Origin of the sequence: Streptomyces ochraceiscleroticus, assembly GCF_000720485.1 — a bacterium.
Classification (GTDB): domain Bacteria; phylum Actinomycetota; class Actinomycetes; order Streptomycetales; family Streptomycetaceae; genus Streptomyces; species Streptomyces ochraceiscleroticus.
Genome location: NZ_JOAX01000023.1, coordinates 99,911 through 119,910, shown reverse-complemented (window position 1 = coordinate 119,910; position 20,000 = coordinate 99,911). Strand labels below are relative to the sequence as shown.

Here is a 20,000-nt window from a genome sequence, read left to right as displayed (position 1 = left end):
CCGTGTTTACACGGGCCCTCAGTCGTTTTGGCGGCCCACGTAGCCGATGAACTCGGCGAAGGTCCCGTGCGCGACGGTGAGGACGGGCCCGTCGGGGTTCTTGGAGTCCCGGATGGCGATGAGGGCAGACACTTCGGCGATCTCCACGCAGTCGCCGCCCGTATCACCGCTGTAGCTCGACTTACGCCATCGGGCCTCGGCGAGGGTCAGGGACGTGCTCATAGCGCTCCTCCATCACTCGGGCGATCAGCTCTGCGGAGTCCGTCGGGGACAGCGCGGATGCCCTCAAGCGATCGTAACGACGTGAACGCTCCCTGACGTCCTTGAAGTTCGCAGTCGCCCAAGCCTCCTCGTAGCCCTCCATGTAGGCCACATCCGACTGGTCGTCGAACGAGTAGATGTTGAAGGACCCCAACACCCCGGCATGCGCTCCGGCCTTGAACGGCAGTACCTGGACGTCGACGTTGCGGGCGTCCTGGGCATCCAACAGGTGGGCCAGTTGGCCTGCCATGACCTGTGGGCCGCCGATTTCCCGGTAGAGGGCGGCCTCGTCCAGTACCACCCACAGCAGCGGGGGTTCGGTGCGCCGCAGGATGCGCTGTCGGTCCATACGGGCCTCGACAGCGGCATCGAGGTCGTCATGGGAGCTCACACGGAGTACAGCACGCGCATAGTCCGGCGTCTGCAGGAGACCGTGTACCAACTGGGCCTGGAAGACCCGGATTTCCGAGGCGGTCGCCTCCAGATGCGCGATGCGCTGGTACCAGGACGGCAGACGCTGGCGCTTGGCCATCTCCCACAGGCGTACCAACGCGCCGTCCGCGCCCAGCGCTGTGTCGAGGCGCGGAATGTGCTCGTCCTTCGGCGTCTTCGCGGCCGTTTCGATCTGGCCGATCATCGAGCCGGTCAGGTAGACGATGTCTCCCAACTGGGCCAGAGTCAGCCCGGCGCGCTCCCGCAGCCGTCTCAACTCCGATCCGAAGAAATGGAGCGGGGACGCTCCTGGATCAAGACACTTGACGTGGGCCATGGGAGCTCCTTCGCTCAACCTGTGCCACCCGGCGGAGAGTTGCATTCACGCAGTAGCTGAGCGTAATCGACGCAGCGCACGATGGACTCGTGAATGACACTTCCGATACCGATAGCTACGCCTTTCCGACGCGGGAGTACCGGATCTCCCTTCGCGTCGGCTCGCACAGCCCCCGGCACGTGCGGCGCGTCGTGCGTGCGCTCGTGCGGCTGTGGGGGCTGGCGCACCTCGCCGACGCCGCCGAGCTCGCCGTGACGGAGCTGCTGGTCAACGTGTACCGGCATGTACCGGACCGGCGGTGCACCGTCGCGGTGCGGCGGCACGAGGACGGCGGGGACGGGGTGGTGGTCGCCGTCCATGACGACCATCCCGTACTGCCCACGGCGCGGGACGCCGGCCCGTGGGAGGAACGCGGGCGCGGGCTCGCGCTCATCGCGGCGGCCGCGGACAAGTGGGGCGTGGCGCCGGACGACGAAGGCCCGCAGCGCACCACCGGGAAGACCGTGTGGTGCGAGCTGCGGGCCTGACGGTCGGGCTGCGGGCCTGAGAGCCGGGCGCGGGCCTGACGGAACAGCAGACGGCTAAGCCGTCTCAGCCGAGCGGGTTGAAGCCGTCGTACTCCGCTTCCGCCTCGTCCCGCTCCGCGTCGCGGTCCCGGCGGCGCTGCGCCGCCGGGCGGGGGGCCTCCAGGCGGTGGTCCTCGCCGCGGCGGCCGAGCATCTCCGCGCCGGCCATCATCGTCGGCTCCCAGTCGAAGACGACCGCGTTGTCCTCGGGGCCGATGGCGACGCCGTCACCCGCGCGCGCACCGGCCTTGAGGAGCGCGTCCTCGACGCCGAGGCGGTTGAGGCGGTCGGCGAGGTAGCCCACGGCCTCGTCGTTGTTGAAGTCGGTCTGGCGGACCCAGCGCTCCGGCTTGTCGCCGCGGACGCGGAAGAGGTTCTCGCCCTCGGGGGTGACGGTGAAGCCGGTGTCGTTGACCGCCTGGGGGCGGATGACGACGCGGGTCGCCTCCTGGACCGGCTTGGCGGCGCGGGCCTGTGCGACGATCTCGGCGAGGGCGTAGGAGAGCTCCTTGAGGCCCATGTGGGCGACTGCCGAGACCTCGAAGACGCGGTAGCCGCGGGCTTCCAGGTCGGGGCGGATCATGTCCGCGAGGTCCTTGCCGTCCGGGATGTCGATCTTGTTGAGGACGACCACGCGGGGCCGGTTCTCCAGGCCGCCGTACTGGGCGAGCTCCTCCTCGATGATGTCGAGGTCGGAGACCGGGTCGCGGTCGGACTCCAGGGTGGCGGTGTCCAGGACGTGGACCAGCACCTCGCAGCGCTCGACGTGCCGCAGGAACTCCAGCCCGAGGCCCTTGCCCTGGCTGGCGCCGGGGATGAGGCCGGGGACGTCCGCGATCGTGTAGACGGTCGAACCGGCCGTCACCACACCGAGGTTGGGGACCAGGGTGGTGAAGGGGTAGTCGGCGATCTTCGGCTTGGCGGCGGAGAGTACCGAGATGAGCGAGGACTTGCCGGCGCTCGGGTAACCGACGAGCGCGACGTCCGCGACGGTCTTGAGCTCCAGGACGATGTCCCGCTCCTCGCCGGGCTCGCCGAGCAGCGCGAAGCCGGGGGCCTTGCGGCGGGCGGAGGCCAGCGCCGCGTTGCCGAGGCCGCCGCGGCCGCCCTGGCCCGCGACGAAGGTGGTGCCCTGGCCGACCAGGTCCGCGAGGACGTTGCCCTTGCCGTCGAGGATGACCGTGCCGTCCGGGACCGGCAGGACGAGGTCCTGGCCGTTCTTTCCGGAGCGGTGGTCGCCCGCGCCGGGCGCGCCGTTGGTGGCCTTGCGGTGCGGGTGGTGGTGGTAGTCCAGGAGCGTGGTGACGTCCTGGTCGACGACCAGGATCACGTCGCCGCCACGGCCGCCGTTGCCGCCGTCGGGGCCGCCGAGCGGCTTGAACTTCTCCCGGAAGACGGAGGCACAGCCGTGGCCTCCGTTACCCGCGGCGACGTGCAGCTCGACGCGGTCCACGAAGGTGGTCATGAGGGGTGCCTCCAGTAACTACGGGGTCGTACGCAGGGGGGTGCGGGAACGCGTACGGGATTGTCTCTTCTGTAACACGCGAAGGGCGGACCCGCTTCCGCACGGGAATCCCGTACGAGAAGTCGAGGTCCGCCCTCGCGAAGAACCGTTTTCACGGCTACCGGATTCCCGGGGAGATCCCCGGGGAGCCGGCTCTGATCCCTACGGGACTCAGACTGCCGGAACGATGTTCACGACCTTGCGGCCGCGGTGGGTACCGAACTCCACCGCACCGGCCTGCAGCGCGAACAGCGTGTCGTCGCCGCCCCGGCCGACGCCGGTGCCCGGGTGGAAGTGGGTGCCGCGCTGGCGGACGATGATCTCACCGGCGAGGACGGCCTGGCCGCCGAAGCGCTTGACGCCGAGCCGCTGAGCGTTGGAATCGCGACCGTTCCGAGTGGACGATGCGCCCTTCTTGTGTGCCATGTCTCCTCAGTCCCTTACTTCGCCGGAGCGTCGATGCCGGTGATCTTCAGCGCGGTGTGCAGCTGACGGTGGCCGATCCGCTTCTTGTAACCGGTCTTGTTCTTGTACTTCTGGATGCGGATCTTGTCGCCCTTGTGGTGGTCCACGACCTCGGCCTGGACCTTCACGCCGGCGAGCACCCACGGGTCGCTCGTGACGGACTCGCCGTCGACGACCAGCAGCGTGGAGAGCTCGACGGTCTCGCCGACCTTGCTGGTGGAAATGCGGTCAACCTCGATGACGTCGCCGACAGCAACCTTCTGCTGGCGGCCGCCGGTGCGCACGATCGCGTACACGCGGAACTCTCTCTCGCTAGAAACGGGGACCACTGATGCCAGCCGCCCGGGAGCCCTTGCGGGCCCGGTCTTCCGACGCGCTTCGCGCATGACGCGATCCGCACTGGACGAGCGGCCTCCCCCGGCGAACCGGGAGGTGTTTGCTCAGGTGGTTGGCGTACACAGACGCCGACGGTCAAGGTTACGGGGCCTTGACCAGGGGGTCAAACCGGGCCCCGGGCCGTGACGTACGGCCCGGGGCGCCGGGTACTGCTAGTCCTCCGCGGGGGCGGAGACCGACGAGGGAGCGGACTGCTCGGCGGCCGCGGTCTTCTTGGCCGCCGCCTTCTTCGCAGTCGTCTTCTTCGCCGCGGTCTTCTTCGCGGTGGTCTTCTTGGCCGCCGCCTTCTTGGCGGTGGTCTTCTCGGCCGGGGCGTCGTCGGCGGTGGCCTTCTCGGCCTCCGCCTTCTCGGCCGCTGCCTTCTTCGCCGCCGTCTTCTTGGCCGGGGCCTTCTTGGCGGCGGCCTTCTTGGTCGTCGCCTTCTTGGCCGCGGTCTTCTTCGCGGCGGCCTTCTTGGCCGTCTTCTTGGCGGGAGCCGCTTCCTCGGCGGTCTCCGCCTCGGCCTCGGGGGCCTGCGGCTCCGCGGGGGCCTCGTGCGGGGCGCCGGTGGCCGCCTCGGGGGTCGCCTGGGCCGCCGCCTCGGCAGCGGCCTCGGGAGCCGCCTCGCCGCCGGCCTCGGTGGGCGCGGCGGGCTCGGCGCCGGCCGGGGCCGACACCGCGCGGGTCACCCGGCGGCGGGCACGGGCCGGACGGGCCGCGGGCTGCGGCTCGGGCTGCGGCTCCGGCTCGGCGGCAGGCTGCTCGGCGGCCACGGGCTCCTCGGCCTGCGCCGGCTCCGCGGCCGGTACCGGCTCCTGGTCCGCCGTGGCGGGCTCAGCGGCAGGCACCACGATCGCGGCGCTGTCGTCGGCGGCCTTCGGGGAGCCCGCCGGAGCGGACACCTTCCGGCTCGCACGGCGGCGGCCCCGGCCACGGCCGCGGTCGGCAGCCGCCTCGGCCTCGGCCGGGCTGGAGAACCACTCGTCGGCCTCGGCGACCGCGGGGGCCAGCTCCGCCTCGGTGACGGGCGCGGGCTCCAGCTCGGGCGCCGGGGCAGCCGCCTCCGCGGCCTTCTCGGGCTGGTGGTCGTGCTTCTCGCCGTTGCCGCCCTTGCCCTTCTTCTTGCGCTTGCCGCCACCGCCGGTGCTCGTGGCCTGGTCCATGTGGACGATCACGCCGCGGCCGTTGCAGTGCACGCACGGCTCGGAGAAGGACTCCAGGAGGCCCTGGCCGACCCGCTTACGGGTCATCTGGACCAGGCCCAGCGAGGTCACCTCGGCGACCTGGTGCTTCGTACGGTCCCGGCCCAGGCACTCCAGCATCCGCCGCAGCACGAGGTCCCGGTTGGACTCCAGCACCATGTCGATGAAGTCGATGACGACGATGCCGCCGAGGTCCCGCAGCCGGAGCTGGCGGACGATCTCCTCGGCCGCCTCCAGGTTGTTTCTGGTGACGGTCTCCTCGAGATTGCCGCCCTGGCCGGTGAACTTGCCGGTGTTGACATCGATCACGACCATGGCCTCGGTCTTGTCGATCACCAGCGAGCCGCCGGACGGCAGCCAGACCTTGCGGTCCAGCGCCTTCATCAGCTGCTCGTCGATCCGGTACGTCGCGAAGACGTCGACGTCCGAGGTCCACTTCTGGAGCCGGTCGCCGAGGTCCGGCGCGACGTGCGAGACGTAACCGGAGATGGTCTGCCAGGCGTCCTCGCCGCTGACGATGACCTTGGAGAAGTCCTCGTTGAAGATGTCGCGCACGACGCGGACGGTCATGTCCGGCTCGCCGTACAGCAGGGTCGGAGCGTTGCCGCTCTTCGCCTTCTGCTGGATCTCCTCCCACTGCGCCTGCAGGCGCTCCACGTCGCGGCGCAGCTCGTCCTCGCTCGCGCCCTCGGCGGCGGTGCGCACGATGACGCCCGCGTCCTCGGGGACGATCTTCTTGAGGATCTGCTTCAGGCGCGCCCGCTCGGTGTCGGGGAGCTTGCGGCTGATGCCGGTCATCGAGCCCTCGGGCACGTAGACCAGGTACCGGCCGGGGAGGGAGACCTGGCTGGTGAGGCGGGCGCCCTTGTGGCCGATCGGGTCCTTGGTCACCTGGACCAGGACCGACTGGCCGGACTTCAGGGCGGTCTCGATGCGGCGCGGGCCGTGGCCCATGCCGAGCGCCTCGAAGTTGACCTCACCGGCGTACAGGACGGCGTTGCGGCCCTTGCCGATGTCGACGAAGGCGGCCTCCATCGACGGCAGGACGTTCTGGACCTTGCCCAGGTAGACGTTGCCGACGTACGAGGTCGACTGCTCCTTGTTGACGTAGTGCTCGACGAGCACGTCGTCCTCGAGGACGCCGATCTGGGTGCGCTCGCCGCTCTGGCGGACGACCATCACGCGCTCGACGGCCTCGCGGCGCGCCAGGAACTCCGCCTCGGTGATGATCGGCACGCGGCGGCGGCCCTGCTCGCGGCCCTCGCGGCGGCGCTGCTTCTTGGCCTCCATACGGGTCGAGCCCTTGATGGACTGGACCTCGTCGAACCCGGTACCGGGCTCGCGCTCTTCCTTCTTGCGCGGCTCGCGGACCTTGACGACCGTACGCTCCGGGTCGTCGCCATTGGTGCCGGGCTCGGCACCGTCACCGCTGCGACGGCGACGGCGGCGGCGGCGACGGCTGCTGCTGGAGCCGCCGGACGGCTGCTCGTCGGCGTCCCCGGCCTCCTGCTCCTCCGCCTCGGCGGGCTCCTCGGCGGGCTGCTCCTCGGCGCTCTCGGAGCCGTCGGCGGACTCGCCGGCCTCGTCCGTGCCGTCGGCCTCCGCGGCGTCGCCACGGCGACGGCGGCGGCCACCGCGACGGCGGCGGCGCGAGGGGCGGTCGCCCTGCTCCTCGTCGCCCTGCGCGGCCTCGGCCTCGGGCTCTTCCTCGGCCTCGGCGGTCTCCTCCTCGGCGGGGGCGGCCTGCTGCGGCTCGGCCTCGGCGGCTCCACCGCGGCGACGGCGGCGGCGCGCCGGGCGCTCCTCGGCCTCCGCGGGCTCCTCCTCGGCGGGGGCGGCCGCAGCGGCGGCGGCAGCGGTCTCCGGGGTCTGGAACATCGGCTCGGTGAAGACCGGGGCCTGGAAGACGGCGCTCGGCGGCTGGGCGGAGCGGCGGCGGCCACGCGCCGGGGCCTCCTCGGCGGCGGGCTCCTCGGCGGCCTGCTCCTGCGCGGCCCGGCCCTGTGCGGGCTGGGCGAAGGCGGGCGCGGCGGGGCGCTCGGCGCGGCGGCGGCCGCGGCGGCGCGGGCCCTCGGACTCCTCGGCCTGCTCAGCGGCTGCGGCGGGTGCTTCCTGTACGGGCTGCTCGGCGGCCTCCGCCGCCTCGCCCTGCGGGCTCTCGGCCGGGCGCTCCGCACGGCGGCGGGTGCGGCGGCGCGGGGCCTGCTCGGCGACCGGGGCCGGCGGGGCCTGCTCGGCGGCGACCGCCTGCGCGGCGGCGGCGACCGGCTGCTCGTCCTCGTCCGCGGCGACCGGGGCCTGGGTGGCGGCGGTCGTCCCGGCGGGCGTGCCCTCCGGAGCCGTTGCCTTACGGGTGGCACGGCGGCGGGTACGGGCGGGCCTGGCGGGCTGCGGCTCGGCCTCGGCGGACACCGCGGCGGCCTCTTCGGTGCGCGCCTCCTCCGCCGCTGCCTCGGCGGCGGCCTCGAGCTGCTCCTCGTCCTCGGCGGCGACCGCCGCGACGGCGAGGGCCGGCTCCGGGGTGACCGGCTCGGGGGCCTCGGCGGGCTGCGGCGAGCCGGCGGGCGCGGACGCCCGGCGGGTGGCCCGGCGACGCGTACGGGCGGGCCTGGCCTCTTCGGCGGGGGCCTGCTCCTCGGCGGCCTCCTGCACGGGCTGCGCGGCCTGCGGCTGCTCAGCGGCGGCCTGCGGCTCTTCGGCGGTCTGCTCCTCCGCCGGGGCCGGCGTACCGGCCGGAGCGGTGACCTTGCGGGTCACGCGGCGGCGCGAACGGGCCGGGCGGGACTCGGCGGCGGCGGTGGCGGCCCGCGCGGGGGCCTCGGCGGCAGCGGCCTCGGCGGCGGCCGTCTCGGCAGCGGCGGCGGACTCGGCCTGCGCCTCGTCGTCGGCGGCCACGGCGACCGGCTCCGCGACGACGGCTCGCTCGGCCACCGGCGCGGCGGTCTCGTCGGCCTGCGGCGTGCCGGCCGGGGCCGAGACGCGGCGGGTGGCACGGCGGCGGGGGCGCGCGGGCGCGGCCTCGTCACCGGACACGACGGCCGGCTGCTCGGCAGCGGCGGCCTGCGGGGCGCTCTCGGCCGGCGCGGCGAGCGCGGCGGCGTCCTCGGCGGCCGGGGCCTCGGCGGCCTCGGCGGCGGTGGTGCGCGGTGACCCGGTCGGGGCCGACGTACGGCGGGTGGCGCGGCGGCGCGGGCGCGCCGGGGCGGCCTCGTCACCGGTCACGACGGTGCCGGCGGCGGGCTCCTGGGGAGCGGCGTCGCCGGGCGCGTCGGCCGGCTGTACGGCCGTCACCTCGGGGGCTGCGCCTCCCACCGGCGGCCCCGCGGGCCGGGACGCCGCACGGCGCCTGCGGCGCGGCGGCAGGGTGTCACTCGGTGTGCTGTTCTCGGAGCGGCTGTTCGCCGGCTCCGCGGATTCCGTGGGCTCAATGGGTTCGAGCATGCGGGCGGTTCTCCCGTCACGCTCCCGGGCGCCGCGTCCGGTTCCGGCCGCGGCCCGCGTCTAGAGCGGTGCCGCGGTCCGGGGCGCGGGCGCCACACGGGAGCTTTAGTCTCGCTCGCCGGGCCCTTGTGTCCGGGACCGGCGAAAGTCTCCTGGTCAGTTCGTTCGCCGGACCGGGGTGGCTCCCTGGCTGATCGGCGACGCGACGACGGCTCCTACGCTGCGCCGTCCGCCGCTCCACCGCCTGCGGGCGGTGCCTGCGTCGCGGCGGTCAGCCCGGCGGCCGTGGGTGGGGCGGCCGTGGCTGCTGCGTCGCGGTCGGGCGCGAGCGGGTCGGTCACCGCGCCGGTCTCCTCATCGAGCAGCCCCTGCGCCAGCCTGGTCACCGCTGCGGGGACCGGCGGCGCCAGGTCGGCCGTAGCTCGGAGGCCGGACAGGACGTCGTCGGGTCGTACGGCAGGTGTCAGATGCCGAACAACCAGCCGCAGTATCGCACAGGCACCAGCGCCGGGCCTATCGGCCTCGCACGCACCCGCCTGCAGATCCGCGACCGCCGCACGCGCGTCGAAGGTACGGATGCCCTTCTTGGTCGCCCGCTCGACCGGCACTTCTTCCGCCGCGAGGAACGCCGCGACGGCCCGCTCCGCGTCCGCGACGGCCACGCCGTCCAGCCGCAGCTCCCACACGGACGCCTGCAGCCGGTCGGCGAGCCCGGAGGTGTGCGCCTCCACGGCGTCGGTCACATCGAGACCGTCCGGCAGCGACTCGTCCAGCAGCGCGCGCAGCACCGCCGGGTCCCGTCGCTCGGTGAGGGCGATCTCCAGGTACTCGGCCTCGCTGCCGGTGCCCGTGGGCGCGGCATTGGCGTACGACACCTTGGGGTGCGGGGTGAATCCCGCGGAGTACGCCATGGGCACCTCGGCACGGCGCAGCGCCCGCTCGAAAGCGCGCTGGAAGTCACGGTGGCTGGTGAACCGGAGGCGGCCGCGCTTGGTGTAGCGCAGTCGGATGCGCTGCACCGCCGGTGCGGGCGGCGGGCCTTCGGGCTGTCGCTTGCCCAGTGTCGTCAGTCCTTCGTGAGTGCGGTCGTACTGCTACCTAGAGTACGTGCCTGCGAGGCCGCCGGTTCCCGCCGGGGTGTGCGCCGTCACCCGAAGAGCGCGAGCCGCACCTCCCGGGCGGCGGTGCGCGCGGCGGACAGCGCGGCCCGCACCGGCGGCCAGAGGACCGCCCGGATCGCGTGCCCCACCGGGGTGAGGATCCACCGGTACACCCAGCGCAGCGGCGCGACGACCAGCCACCGCCACAGGGCGGCGATGCCCCGGCCGACCGCCCGGGAAACGTACCCGGCGACCCGCCAGGCCCACACGACGGCCGCGCCGACCGCCCGCAGGACGGGCCACAGCACGAACTCCCACACCGCCACGGCCGGCACCACGATCAGGTAGTGACCCAGCCAGGCGAGCGCGTGACCGATGGGCGTGAGGATCCACCGATAGCACCACCGGACGGGCACCACCAGCAGGTAGTACGCCAGCCAGGCCAGCGCCCGCCCGACCGGCGTGAAAATCCAGCGGTAGATCCAGACCGCCGGCACCACGATCAGATACCGGATCAGGAAGACCAGCGGCACCACGATCAGGTACTGGACCAGCCAGGCGATCGCCCGCCCGATCGGGGCGAGGATCCACCGGTACACCCAGCGCCCGACCGGCGCCAGCACATGCCGCCCGATCCAGCACAGCGCGTCCCAGAGCAGCCGCAGCGGGACCACGACGAGCAACACGGGGATCTTGATGATCTGCGCGAGGCAGCATCCACCGCCCGGCTCCCGCTCCCGCGTGTCCCGTGCCTTGTGAATGCCGTCGTACGCCATGCCCTGCTTCCCCCGGTACCGCCATGTCCTGCTTATGGCCTGTCGCTCACGTGCTCCGCCCGCGTCGGCACCCAGTAGCGCAGCTTTCCGCCGCGCTCGTCCTCAAAGATCCCGCCACAGGTCTCGATGACCCTACGTGACGCGGTGTTGGTGGTGTCACACGTGACCAGCGCGGACCTGATGCCGAGCGCGTGGGCCAGCGGCAGGGCCGCGCGCAGCATCGCGGTGGCGTGCCCGCGGCGGCGGGCGGTGGGCCGCACGTCGTAGCCGATGTGGCCGCCGAGCTCCAGCAGGAAGTCGTTCAGCTCGTGGCGCAGGCCGAGGCGGCCGAGGTAGGTGTCGCCGTCGACGTACCAGAGGTTGGTGCACGGCACGTAGCCCAGCGGCCGCACGACCTCTTCGCGGGTCATCGAGCGCAGCCAGTCGGTGTACCGGGAGAAGACGACCGGGTCGTCCCACTCCGCGGCGAACTCGCGGATCTCCCGCCCGACGGCCGAGTCGTCCCCGGCCTCCCCCCGGCCCTCGGCCCGGAGCTCCTTCATCGCCTCCAGAAACGACGCCTGGACGCGCAGCGTGGGTGCGATCAGCTGTGGCATCGCAACAGTCTGCGGGGCTGCACCTCGGCCCGACCACCACTTTGCGGCGACCGGGCCGAACTGCCGGAGCCCTGCGGCCGCTTCACGACGGTGAGGACACACGCCCCACATCCGAGTGCGTGTTCTCGTCGTTGAGAAGACATGAGAGAACACGCGGAAGGCGGGCGGCGGAGCCTCATAGCGGGCTCGTCCTGGAGCGACACCGACCTGGCTCTTCTGGCGGAGCTGAGGCAGGAGGAGAGTGCGCTGCCGACGGACGCACCGCGCGCCCTCCTGTCCGTACGGCTCTCCACGCTCACGGCTGAGACCACCTCGCCCGTCCGACAGGAACTCGACCTCCGCCTCCTCGCGCGTGAGCGGGGCTACCGAGTCGTCGGGGTCGCCGGCGATCTGAACGTCTCCGCGACCAGGGTCCCGCCGTGGAAGCGCAGGGAACTGGGGCACTGGCTGAACGACAGAGTGCCGGAGTTCGACGTCCTTCTCTTCTGGAAGCTGGATCGCCTGGTCCGCCGTCTCACCGACCTGACCACCATGATCGAGTGGTGCCTCCGGCACGGGAAGAACCTCGTCTCCCGGCACGACACCATCGATCTCTCCACCCCAGCCGGGAAGGCGATGACCGAGGTCATCGCCGGCGTCGCCGAAATCGAGGCAGCCGGCACCAGTACCCGCGTGACGAGCCTGTGGAACTACGCCAGGACCCAGTCGGACTGGCTGGTCGGGAAGCCGCCCTACGGCTACACCACCGACGACCGCGGCAGGCTGGTCGTCGATCCGCACGCCTGCCGGGTCCTGCACTGGTGCCTGGGCGCCGCTGCGCGCGGCATACCAGCGCGCCGGATGGCAGCCGTACTCGTACGGGCCCGGGTCCCCACAGGGGGTGGCGGGGGATGGACCACCAGCACGCTGCTGCGGAGGCTGAGAAATCCGGCGCTCATGGGGCTGCGGGTCGAGCAGGACAAGGACTGCGGCACACGCCGGTCGAAGATCGTGCTCGGCCGGGACGGCAATCCGGTGAAAGTGGCCGACCACATCTTCACCGAAACGGAATGGCGGTCTCTCCAGGCAGCTCTGGACCGGCGGGCGAAATCGCAGCCGATCAGGCGGAGGGGCGGCGCGACCGCGTTCCTGGGCGTTCTGGTGTGCGCGGACTGCGGCACGAACATGACCGTGCACAGAACCGAAGTGAAGCGGCGCGCCTACGCTTATCTGCGCTGCCGGAGCTGTCCGAGCGGCGGTCTCGGTGCCCCGGATCCGGAAAGCGTCTATGTCCGGCTGATCGACGACGTCACGGTCGCGCTGGGCGGGGAGCCGGTCCGGGTGCGGGAGTACCTGCCCGGTGCAGCGGGCTCGAAGGTCGCGCAGGGCCGTTGGGTACAGGTCCACAACGGTGAGACCTTTCGCGACCGCTGGGGACGGGACGGCCGCGAGACGATGGCCGACGACCTGCGGCGAGCAGGCATCACCTGCCTGGTGCGCAGACAGAAAATCCCCAGGACCAGAGCACCCGAGATCCACTTGGAACTGACCGTCCCGAGGGATGCGAAGGACCGCCTGGTCATCAAAAAGGACGCTTTCGGGGCCCGGCCCTGATGACGCCACCGGCCCTGTCATCGGACAGGGCCGGTGTGCTGCGCGTGCCTACTTGTTGACGACCGACAGCGGAAGCAGCTTCTTCCCCGTCGGGCCGATCTGGATGTCCAAATCGAGCTGAGGACACACCCCGCAGTCGAAGCAGGGGGTCCAGCGGCAGTCGTCGACCTCGGTTTCGTCGAGGGCGTCCTGCCAGTCCTCCCAGAGCCAGTCCTTGTCGAGGCCGGAGTCCAGGTGGTCCCAGGGGAGGACTTCTTCGTAGGTGCGCTCGCGGGTGGTGTACCAGGCGACGTCGACGCCGAAGTCGGGGAGGGTCTTCTCGGCGGCCTGCATCCAGCGGTCGTAGGAGAAGTGCTCGCGCCAGCCGTCGAAGCGGCCGCCGTCCTCGTAGACCGCGCGGATCACGGCGCCGATGCGGCGGTCGCCGCGGGAGAGGAGGCCCTCGACGATGCCGGGCTTGCCGTCGTGGTAGCGGAAGCCGATGGAGCGGCCGTACTTCTTGTCGCCGCGGATCTTGTCGCGGAGCTTCTCCAGGCGGGCGTCGGTCTCCTCGGCGGAGAGCTGCGGGGCCCACTGGAAGGGGGTGTGCGGCTTGGGGACGAAGCCGCCGATGGAGACCGTGCAGCGGATGTCGTTCTGGCCGGAGACCCGGCGGCCCTCGGCGATGACGTTGACCGCCATGTCGCCGATCTGCAGCACGTCCTCGTCGGTCTCGGTCGGCAGGCCGCACATGAAGTACAGCTTCACCTGCCGCCAGCCGTTGCCGTAGGCCGTGGAGACCGTACGGATCAGGTCCTCCTCCGAGACCATCTTGTTGATGACCTTGCGGATGCGTTCCGAGCCGCCCTCGGGCGCGAACGTCAGGCCCGAGCGGCGGCCGTTGCGGGTCAGCTCGTTGGCCAGGTCGATGTTGAACGCGTCGACGCGGGTGGAGGGGAGGGAGAGGCCGATCTTGTCCTCTTCGTACCGGTCGGCGAGGCCCTTCGCGATGTCGCCGATCTCGGTGTGGTCCGCGGAGGACAGCGACAGCAGGCCGACCTCCTCGAATCCCGTGGCCTTCAGGCCCTTGTCCACCATGTCGCCGATGCCGGTGATGCTTCGCTCCCGTACGGGACGCGTGATCATGCCGGCCTGGCAGAAACGGCAGCCGCGGGTGCAGCCACGGAAGATCTCGACCGACATCCGTTCGTGGACGGTCTCGGCCAGGGGGACGAGCGGCTGCTTGGGGTAGGGCCACTCGTCGAGGTCCATGACGGTGTGCTTGGACACGCGCCACGGGACGCCGGAGCGGTTCGGCACGACGCGGCTGATGCGGCCGTCGGCGAGGTACTCCACGTCGTAGAACTTGGGGACGTAGACGCTGCCGGTCTTCGCGAGGCGGAAGAGCAGCTCGTCGCGGCCGCCGGGGCGGCCCTCGGCCTTCCACGTCCGGATGATCTCGGTGATCTCCAGGACGGCCTGCTCGCCGTCGCCGACCACCGCGCAGTCCAGGAAGTCCGCGATCGGCTCGGGGTTGAAGGCGGCGTGGCCGCCCGCGAGGATCAGCGGGTGGTCCTCCGTGCGGTCCTTGGCGTACATGGGGATGTTCGCCAGGTCCAGCGCGGTGAGCAGGTTGGTGTAGCCCAGCTCGGTGGAGAAGGAGACGCCGAGCACGTCGAACGCGTCGATGGGGCGGTGCGCGTCGACCGTGAACTGCGGCACACCGTGCTCGCGCATCAGCGCTTCGAGGTCGGGCCAGACGCTGTAGGTGCGCTCGGCGAGCACACCCTCGCGCTCGTTCAGGACCTCGTACAGGATCTGGACGCCCTGGTTGGGCAGCCCGACCTCGTAGGCGTCGGGGTACATGAGCGCCCAGCGCACGTCGCACGCGTCCCAGTCCTTGACGGTGGAATTGAGCTCTCCACCGACGTACTGGATGGGCTTCTGGACATGCGGGAGAAGCGCTTCCAGGCGCGGGAAGACCGTCTCGACAGGCATCGCGGCGTTCTCTCTTAGATCGGCACAGCACAGCATGAGCTGGGAAGGGTGACCCTCAAGCCTAACGCGCTCCCCCGGCGGTCCCCGAATCCGCGCCGACGCCGCTGGTCAGGGCCGCCCGGAGGTCCGGTGCGGAGATCGTCGCCCACAGGGCCGGCAGCTCGTGTTCGCGGGTGGTGGCGCGGGACTCCTCGCGGGCGTACAGGACGCCGTAGGCGAAGGCGTTCTCGCCCGCCGCGTGGGCCTGGGCGGCCAGGTCGCGCAGTGCCTCGCGGGCCACCACGCCGTCCTGGTGGTCGCCGAGCAGTTCCTGGAGCTCCGTCATGCGGGCGGCGAGCTCCTTCGCGGGGCGGCCCAGCTCGGGGCGTGCCGCCTCCGCCGCGTAGCGGGTGCGCTTGGCGGCCTTGCGGGCCTCGTGGAGGGCCAGGTCCCGGTCGTGGCCGGGCGGCGCGGCCAGCGCGGTCGCGATGTGTCCGGCCAGCCGCCGGAAGTCGCGTTCGACCGCCTTGGGCAGGACCCGGTCGGCCGGGCGGGTGGCGGCCCGGGCCCGGGGCGGGTCGGTGATCAGTGCGTCCAGGGAGTTCAGGAGGGTGAGGTAGCGCTCGCCGTCGAGGACGGCGATGAGGTGTTTCCGGGAGCCTTTGCGGTGGGCCTGGGTCCAGGTGCGCAGCCGGGTGCGTACGGGGCCGGGGCGCAGCTCCTTGGGGAGCGCGGCCAGGGCTTCATGGATGCGGGCGGTGAGGACCTCGGCGTCGCGGTCGATGCCCAGCTCGGCCGCGAGCCATTTCAGCTCGGCGCCGAGGGGGTCGGTGGCGGCCCGGTCCAGGACGGTGGCGTACGAGCGGAGGGCGCTGCGCAGGCGGCGGGTGGCGACGCGCATCTGGTGGACGGAGTCGGGGAGGTCGCGGCGGACGGCGGGGTCCAGCTCGGTGATCGCGCGGACCTGGCGGGTGAGGTAGCGGAGGATGATCTCCTCGGCGGTGGGCGGTTCTCCAGTGGGCGGCTCGCCGCCTTGGTCCGCTTCGGTGGCCTTGGCGGCTGCCTTTCGCTCGCTCTTGGGTGCCGTGTCGCGGAGCGCGCGGGCCGCCTTGGAGGCCGCGGAGGCGGGGCGCAGCCCGGCACCCAGGAGACGCTCCTCCACCGCGTCCAGGAGTGCCATGTCCCCGCCCGCCGTCAGCTCGACCTCGATCTCGGCCCACTCGGCGGTCCGCCCCGGGCCGGCCGGGCGGTCGGCGCGTACCTGGTCGGTGGCGATCTCCGCGAGGACCGTGCCGTCGGCGGCGAGAAGCTGCCGTACTTCGCGGTGGGTCTCGATCCGTACGAGGGGGGCCAGTGCGGCGTCGCGGACGCGGGAGCGGAGCAGGCCGCGCAGGGCGCGGGGGACGGTGTCGGAGAGCGGGGCGCGGATCTCGTCGCGTACGTGGGCGGCGACGGGCAGTTTCAGGTGCCAGCCGGCATCGTCGCCGCCGGTGCGGCGGCGCAGGGTGATGCCGTCGCGGGCCAGCCGCCGGTCGGCGGTGTCGTAGTAGGTGGCGTCGAGGGTGGCCGCGCCGCGGTCCGCGACGGACACGACCCGGTCCACGCCGGTGAGGTCGGGGAGGCCGTCGGGCGGCAGGCCCGCGCCGTTGGCTTCGTACTTCCGCTCGATCTCGCGCACGGTGTCCGCCATGGGGCGAACGTACTGTCCTGTCCCGCTTTTGGGGAGCCCTGCGGAGCCCCTATGACCCCCGCGACCGGAAGCGGCCCGGTGCGCGGCGGGCCGGGAAGCCTGCCGCGCACCGGGCGCCGTGCTCACTGCGCCAGGAGGCGCCGTGCTCACTCCACGACGATGAGCAGGTCGCCGCCCTCGACCTGGGCGATCGGGGAGATGGCGATGCGGGCGACCGTGCCGCCGGTGGGTGCGGTGATCGCCGCCTCCATCTTCATCGCCTCGATGGTGCCGATGGTGGCGCCCGCCTCGACCTGCTGTCCTTCCTCGACGGCGAGGGTGACCACGCCGGCGAACGGCGCGGGAAGGTGGCCGGGGTTGTTCTTGTCGGCCTTCTCGGCGGTCGGCACCTCGCTGGCGACCGACCGGTCGCGGACCTGGATGGGCCGGAGCTGGCCGTTGAGGATGCACATCACGGTGCGCATGCCGCGCTCGTCGGCCTCGGAGATCGCCTCCAGGCCGATGAGGAGCTGGACGCCGGGAGCGAGCCGGACGACGTGTTCCTCGCCGTGGTGCAGCCCGTAGAAGAACAGGTCGCTGGAGAGCGGGGAGGTGTCGCCGTAGCGCTCGCGGTGGGTCGTGAAGTCCTTGGCCGGGCCGGGGAAGAGCAGCTCGTTCAGTACGGCCTGGCGCTCGGCGGACGAGGCCGAGAGGCGCTTGGACTCGTCGGCGGACAGTTCGGTGATGCCGGGGGCCTCGGCGCGGCCTTCGAGGGCGCGGCTGCGCAGCGGCTCGGGCCAGCCGCCGGCCGGTTCGCCCAGCTCGCCGCGGAGGAAGCCGATGACCGAGCCGGGGATGTCGAAGCGGGCCGGGTCGGCGGCGAACTCCTCGGTGGAGACCCCGGCGCCGACCAGTGCGAGCGCGAGGTCGCCGACGACCTTGGAGCTGGGGGTGACCTTGACGAGGCGGCCGAGGAGGCGGTCGGCGCCCGCGTACGCGTTCTCGATCTGCTCGAAGCGGTCGCCGAGGCCGAGCGCGATGGCCTGCTGGCGGAGGTTGGAGAGCTGGCCGCCGGGGATCTCGTGCGCGTAGACGCGTCCGGTGGGGGCGGGGAGGCCGGCCTCGAAGGGCGCGTAGACCTTGCGTACGGCCTCCCAGTACGGCTCCAGGGCGCAGACCGCGTCGAGGTCGATGCCGGTGTCGCGGTCGGTGTGCGCGGCGGCGGCGACGATCGCGGAGAGGGCGGGCTGGCTGGTGGTACCGGCCAGGGCGGCGGAGGCGCCGTCGACCGCGTCGGCGCCGGCCTCCCAGCCCGCGAGGTAGGTGGCGAGCTGGCCGCCGGGGGTGTCGTGGGTGTGGATGTGGACGGGCAGATCGAAGTTCTCGCGCAGCGCCGTGACCAGCTTCTTCGCGGCGGGGGCGCGGAGCAGGCCCGCCATGTCCTTGATGGCGAGGACATGGGCGCCGGCGTCGACGATCTGCTCGGCGAGGCGGAGGTAGTAGTCGAGGGTGTAGAGCTTCTCGCCGGGGTTGGCGAGGTCGCCGGTGTAGCTCATGGCGACCTCGGCGATCGCGGTGCCGGTCTCGCGCACGGCGTCGATCGCGGGGCGCATCTGGTCGACGTTGTTGAGCGCGTCGAAGATGCGGAAGATGTCGATGCCGGTGTCGGCGGCCTCCTGCACGAAGGAGCGGGTGACCTGCTCCGGGTAGGGGGTGTAGCCGACGGTGTTGCGGCCGCGCAGCAGCATCTGCAGACAGATGTTGGGGACGGCTTCGCGCAGCGCGGCCAGCCGCTCCCACGGGTCCTCGTACAGGAAGCGCAGCGCCACGTCGTACGTCGCGCCGCCCCACGCTTCGAGGGAGAGCAGCTCGGGGGTGGTGCGCGCGACGTGGCCCGCGACCTCCAGCAGGTCCTTGGTGCGGACGCGGGTGGCCAGCAGGGACTGGTGGGCGTCGCGGAAGGTGGTGTCGGTGACGCCGAGCGCGGGCCGGGCGCGCAGGTCGGCGGCGAAGCCCTCGGGGCCGAGCTGCAGGAGCCGCTGCCGGGAGCCGTCGGGGATCGGCGCGGAGGTGTCGATCGCGGGCAGCTTCTCGTGCGGCGCGACGGTGGCGGGGCGATCGCCGTGCGGCTTGTTGACCGTGACGTCGGCGAGGTATTCGAGGATGCGGGTGCCGCGGTCGGCGGAGCCGCGCTGGGTGAGCAGTTCGGGGTGCTGCTCGATGAAGGAGGTGGTGACCTTCCCCTCGCGGAAGTCCGGGGTGTCCAGTACCGCCTGCAGGAACGGGATGTTGGTGGCGACGCCGCGGATGCGGAACTCGGTGACGGCGCGCCGGGCGCGCCCGACGGCGGTCGCGAAGTCCCGGCCCCGGCAGGTCAGCTTGACCAGCATCGAGTCGAAGTGGGCGCCGACCTCGGCGCCGAGGTTGGTGCCGCCGTCCAGGCGGACGCCCGCGCCGCCCGGGGAGCGGTAGGCGGTGATCCGGCCGGTGTCGGGGCGGAAGCCGTTGGCGGGGTCCTCGGTGGTGATGCGGCACTGCAGCGCGGAGCCGCGCAGCACGATCTTCTCCTGGCTGAGCCCGAGGTCGGCCAGCGATTCACCGGCGGCGATGCGCAGCTGCGACTGTACGAGGTCGACGTCCGTCACCTCTTCGGTGACGGTGTGCTCGACCTGGATGCGCGGGTTCATCTCGATGAAGACGTGGTTGCCGCGGGCGTCGACGAGGAATTCGACGGTGCCGGCGCAGGTGTAGCCGATCTGCCGGGCGAAGGCGACGGCGTCGGCGCAGATCTTCTCGCGCAGCTCGGGGGCGAGGTTCGGGGCCGGGGCCAGCTCGATGACCTTCTGGTGGCGGCGCTGGACGCTGCAGTCCCGCTCGTAGAGGTGGATCACGTTGCCGTGGGTGTCGGCGAGGATCTGCACCTCGATGTGGCGCGGGTCGACGACGGCCTGCTCCAGGAAGACGGTGGGGTCGCCGAAGGCCGACTCGGCCTCGCGGGCCGCCGCCTCGACGGCCTCGCGGAGCTGGGAGCGCTCGGCGACCCGGCGCATGCCGCGCCCGCCGCCGCCGGCCACGGCCTTCACGAAGACCGGGAACTCCATGTCCTCGGCCGCCGCCAGCAGCTCCTCGACGTCGGAGGAGGGCGCGGAGGAGGCGAGGACGGGCAGCCCGGCGGCCTTGGCGGCGGCGATGGCCCGCGCCTTGTTGCCGGTGAGCTCCAGTACTTCGGTGGAGGGGCCGACGAAGGTGATGCCGTGCTCGGCGCAGGCGGCGGCCAGGTCGGGGTTCTCGGAGAGAAAGCCGTACCCGGGGTAGACGGCGTCGGCGCCGGCCTGCCGTGCGGCGCTGACGACCTCGTCGACCGAGAGGTAGGCGCGCACGGGGTGGCCGGGCTCGCCGATCTGGTAAGCCTCGTCCGCCTTGAGGCGGTGGCCGGAGTTGCGATCCTCGTGGGGGAACACCGCTACGGTCTGCGCGCCCAGCTCATAGGCGGCGCGGAAGGCGCGGATGGCGATTTCGCCACGGTTGGCGACCAGGACCTTCGAGAACATGGGAGCTGACTTCTCCTGACGGGGCGGCTTGGGGGCGCCTGCGTACGGATACGGGGAACTCGCTGGCTCACTGCTGTTTCCGCGACAGCATGCCGCCCGGACGGCGTTACCGCCACGTAAGACCTGTCACAGTCCGTGTCCGTGTGAAGTGGGTACGTGTACCGGAACGGCTGTGG

The 20,000-nt window shown here is 72.4% G+C and carries 14 protein-coding genes; 2 read left to right on the top strand and 12 right to left on the bottom strand.

Features of this window, described 5'->3' with window-relative positions; genetic code table 11:
* Positions 1-18: 18 nt before the first annotated feature.
* Together IG84_RS0126500 and IG84_RS0126495 are read right to left on the bottom strand one after the other, a co-directional pair.
* The gene (locus tag IG84_RS0126500; protein ID WP_031062257.1) at positions 19-222 is read right to left on the bottom strand and encodes a DUF397 domain-containing protein; all 204 of its coding nucleotides are present in this window, start codon (positions 220-222) and stop codon (positions 19-21) included.
* Positions 182-1,030: a helix-turn-helix domain-containing protein gene (locus tag IG84_RS0126495; protein ID WP_031062255.1), complete on the bottom strand. Its 849-nt coding sequence runs from the start codon at positions 1,028-1,030 to the stop codon at positions 182-184. Before IG84_RS0126495 ends, IG84_RS0126500 begins: the two co-directional genes overlap by 41 nt.
* A gap of 89 nt (positions 1,031-1,119) precedes the next feature.
* On the opposite strand from IG84_RS0126495, the gene IG84_RS0126490 reads away from it, so the two are divergent.
* Positions 1,120-1,557: an ATP-binding protein gene (locus tag IG84_RS0126490; RefSeq protein ID WP_031062253.1), complete on the top strand. Its 438-nt coding sequence runs from the start codon at positions 1,120-1,122 to the stop codon at positions 1,555-1,557.
* A 64-nt stretch (positions 1,558-1,621) separates the two neighbouring features.
* Here the strand turns inward: IG84_RS0126490 and obgE are convergent, their stop codons facing one another.
* The 7 genes from obgE to IG84_RS0126455 all read right to left on the bottom strand — a co-directional run bounded on the left by obgE (position 1,622) and on the right by IG84_RS0126455 (position 11,055).
* On the bottom strand, positions 1,622-3,061 hold the full coding sequence (gene obgE / locus IG84_RS0126485; RefSeq protein ID WP_030249622.1) for a GTPase ObgE: 1,440 nt from the start codon (positions 3,059-3,061) through the stop codon (positions 1,622-1,624).
* Between the two features lie 210 nt (positions 3,062-3,271).
* Positions 3,272-3,526 carry a 50S ribosomal protein L27 gene (gene rpmA, locus IG84_RS0126480; protein ID WP_031062251.1) on the bottom strand — a complete coding sequence of 85 codons (255 nt, stop codon included), beginning with the start codon at positions 3,524-3,526 and terminating at the stop codon, positions 3,272-3,274.
* Between the two features lie 14 nt (positions 3,527-3,540).
* A complete protein-coding gene (gene rplU / locus IG84_RS0126475) occupies positions 3,541-3,861 on the bottom strand; it encodes a 50S ribosomal protein L21 (protein ID WP_031062249.1) in 321 nt (106 codons plus the stop codon).
* A 252-nt stretch (positions 3,862-4,113) separates the two neighbouring features.
* Positions 4,114-8,583: an Rne/Rng family ribonuclease gene (locus IG84_RS0126470; protein ID WP_031062248.1), complete on the bottom strand. Its 4,470-nt coding sequence runs from the start codon at positions 8,581-8,583 to the stop codon at positions 4,114-4,116.
* 215 nt (positions 8,584-8,798) lie between these two features.
* Entirely contained in the window at positions 8,799-9,602 is an 804-nt protein-coding gene (locus IG84_RS0126465) for a TIGR03936 family radical SAM-associated protein (protein ID WP_031062246.1), read from the bottom strand.
* A gap of 128 nt (positions 9,603-9,730) precedes the next feature.
* The gene (locus IG84_RS38230; protein WP_051862454.1) at positions 9,731-10,459 is read right to left on the bottom strand and encodes a hypothetical protein; all 729 of its coding nucleotides are present in this window, start codon (positions 10,457-10,459) and stop codon (positions 9,731-9,733) included.
* A 32-nt stretch (positions 10,460-10,491) separates the two neighbouring features.
* Positions 10,492-11,055: a GNAT family N-acetyltransferase gene (locus tag IG84_RS0126455; RefSeq protein ID WP_031062244.1), complete on the bottom strand. Its 564-nt coding sequence runs from the start codon at positions 11,053-11,055 to the stop codon at positions 10,492-10,494.
* A gap of 141 nt (positions 11,056-11,196) precedes the next feature.
* Here IG84_RS0126455 and IG84_RS0126450 point away from each other — a divergent pair, with 141 nt between their 5' ends.
* Positions 11,197-12,648, top strand: a complete 1,452-nt coding sequence (locus tag IG84_RS0126450) for a recombinase family protein (RefSeq protein WP_051862452.1) — start codon at positions 11,197-11,199, stop codon at positions 12,646-12,648.
* A gap of 48 nt (positions 12,649-12,696) precedes the next feature.
* Here IG84_RS0126450 and IG84_RS0126445 read toward each other — a convergent pair whose 3' ends face one another.
* The 3 genes from IG84_RS0126445 to IG84_RS0126435 form a co-directional block, all read right to left on the bottom strand.
* Positions 12,697-14,625, bottom strand: a complete 1,929-nt coding sequence (locus IG84_RS0126445; RefSeq protein ID WP_031062241.1) for a TIGR03960 family B12-binding radical SAM protein — start codon at positions 14,623-14,625, stop codon at positions 12,697-12,699.
* A gap of 61 nt (positions 14,626-14,686) precedes the next feature.
* Entirely contained in the window at positions 14,687-16,294 is a 1,608-nt protein-coding gene (locus tag IG84_RS0126440) for a CYTH and CHAD domain-containing protein (protein ID WP_051862450.1), read from the bottom strand.
* 146 nt (positions 16,295-16,440) lie between these two features.
* A complete protein-coding gene (locus IG84_RS0126435) occupies positions 16,441-19,824 on the bottom strand; it encodes a pyruvate carboxylase (RefSeq protein WP_031062238.1) in 3,384 nt (1,127 codons plus the stop codon).
* Positions 19,825-20,000 lie beyond the last annotated feature (176 nt).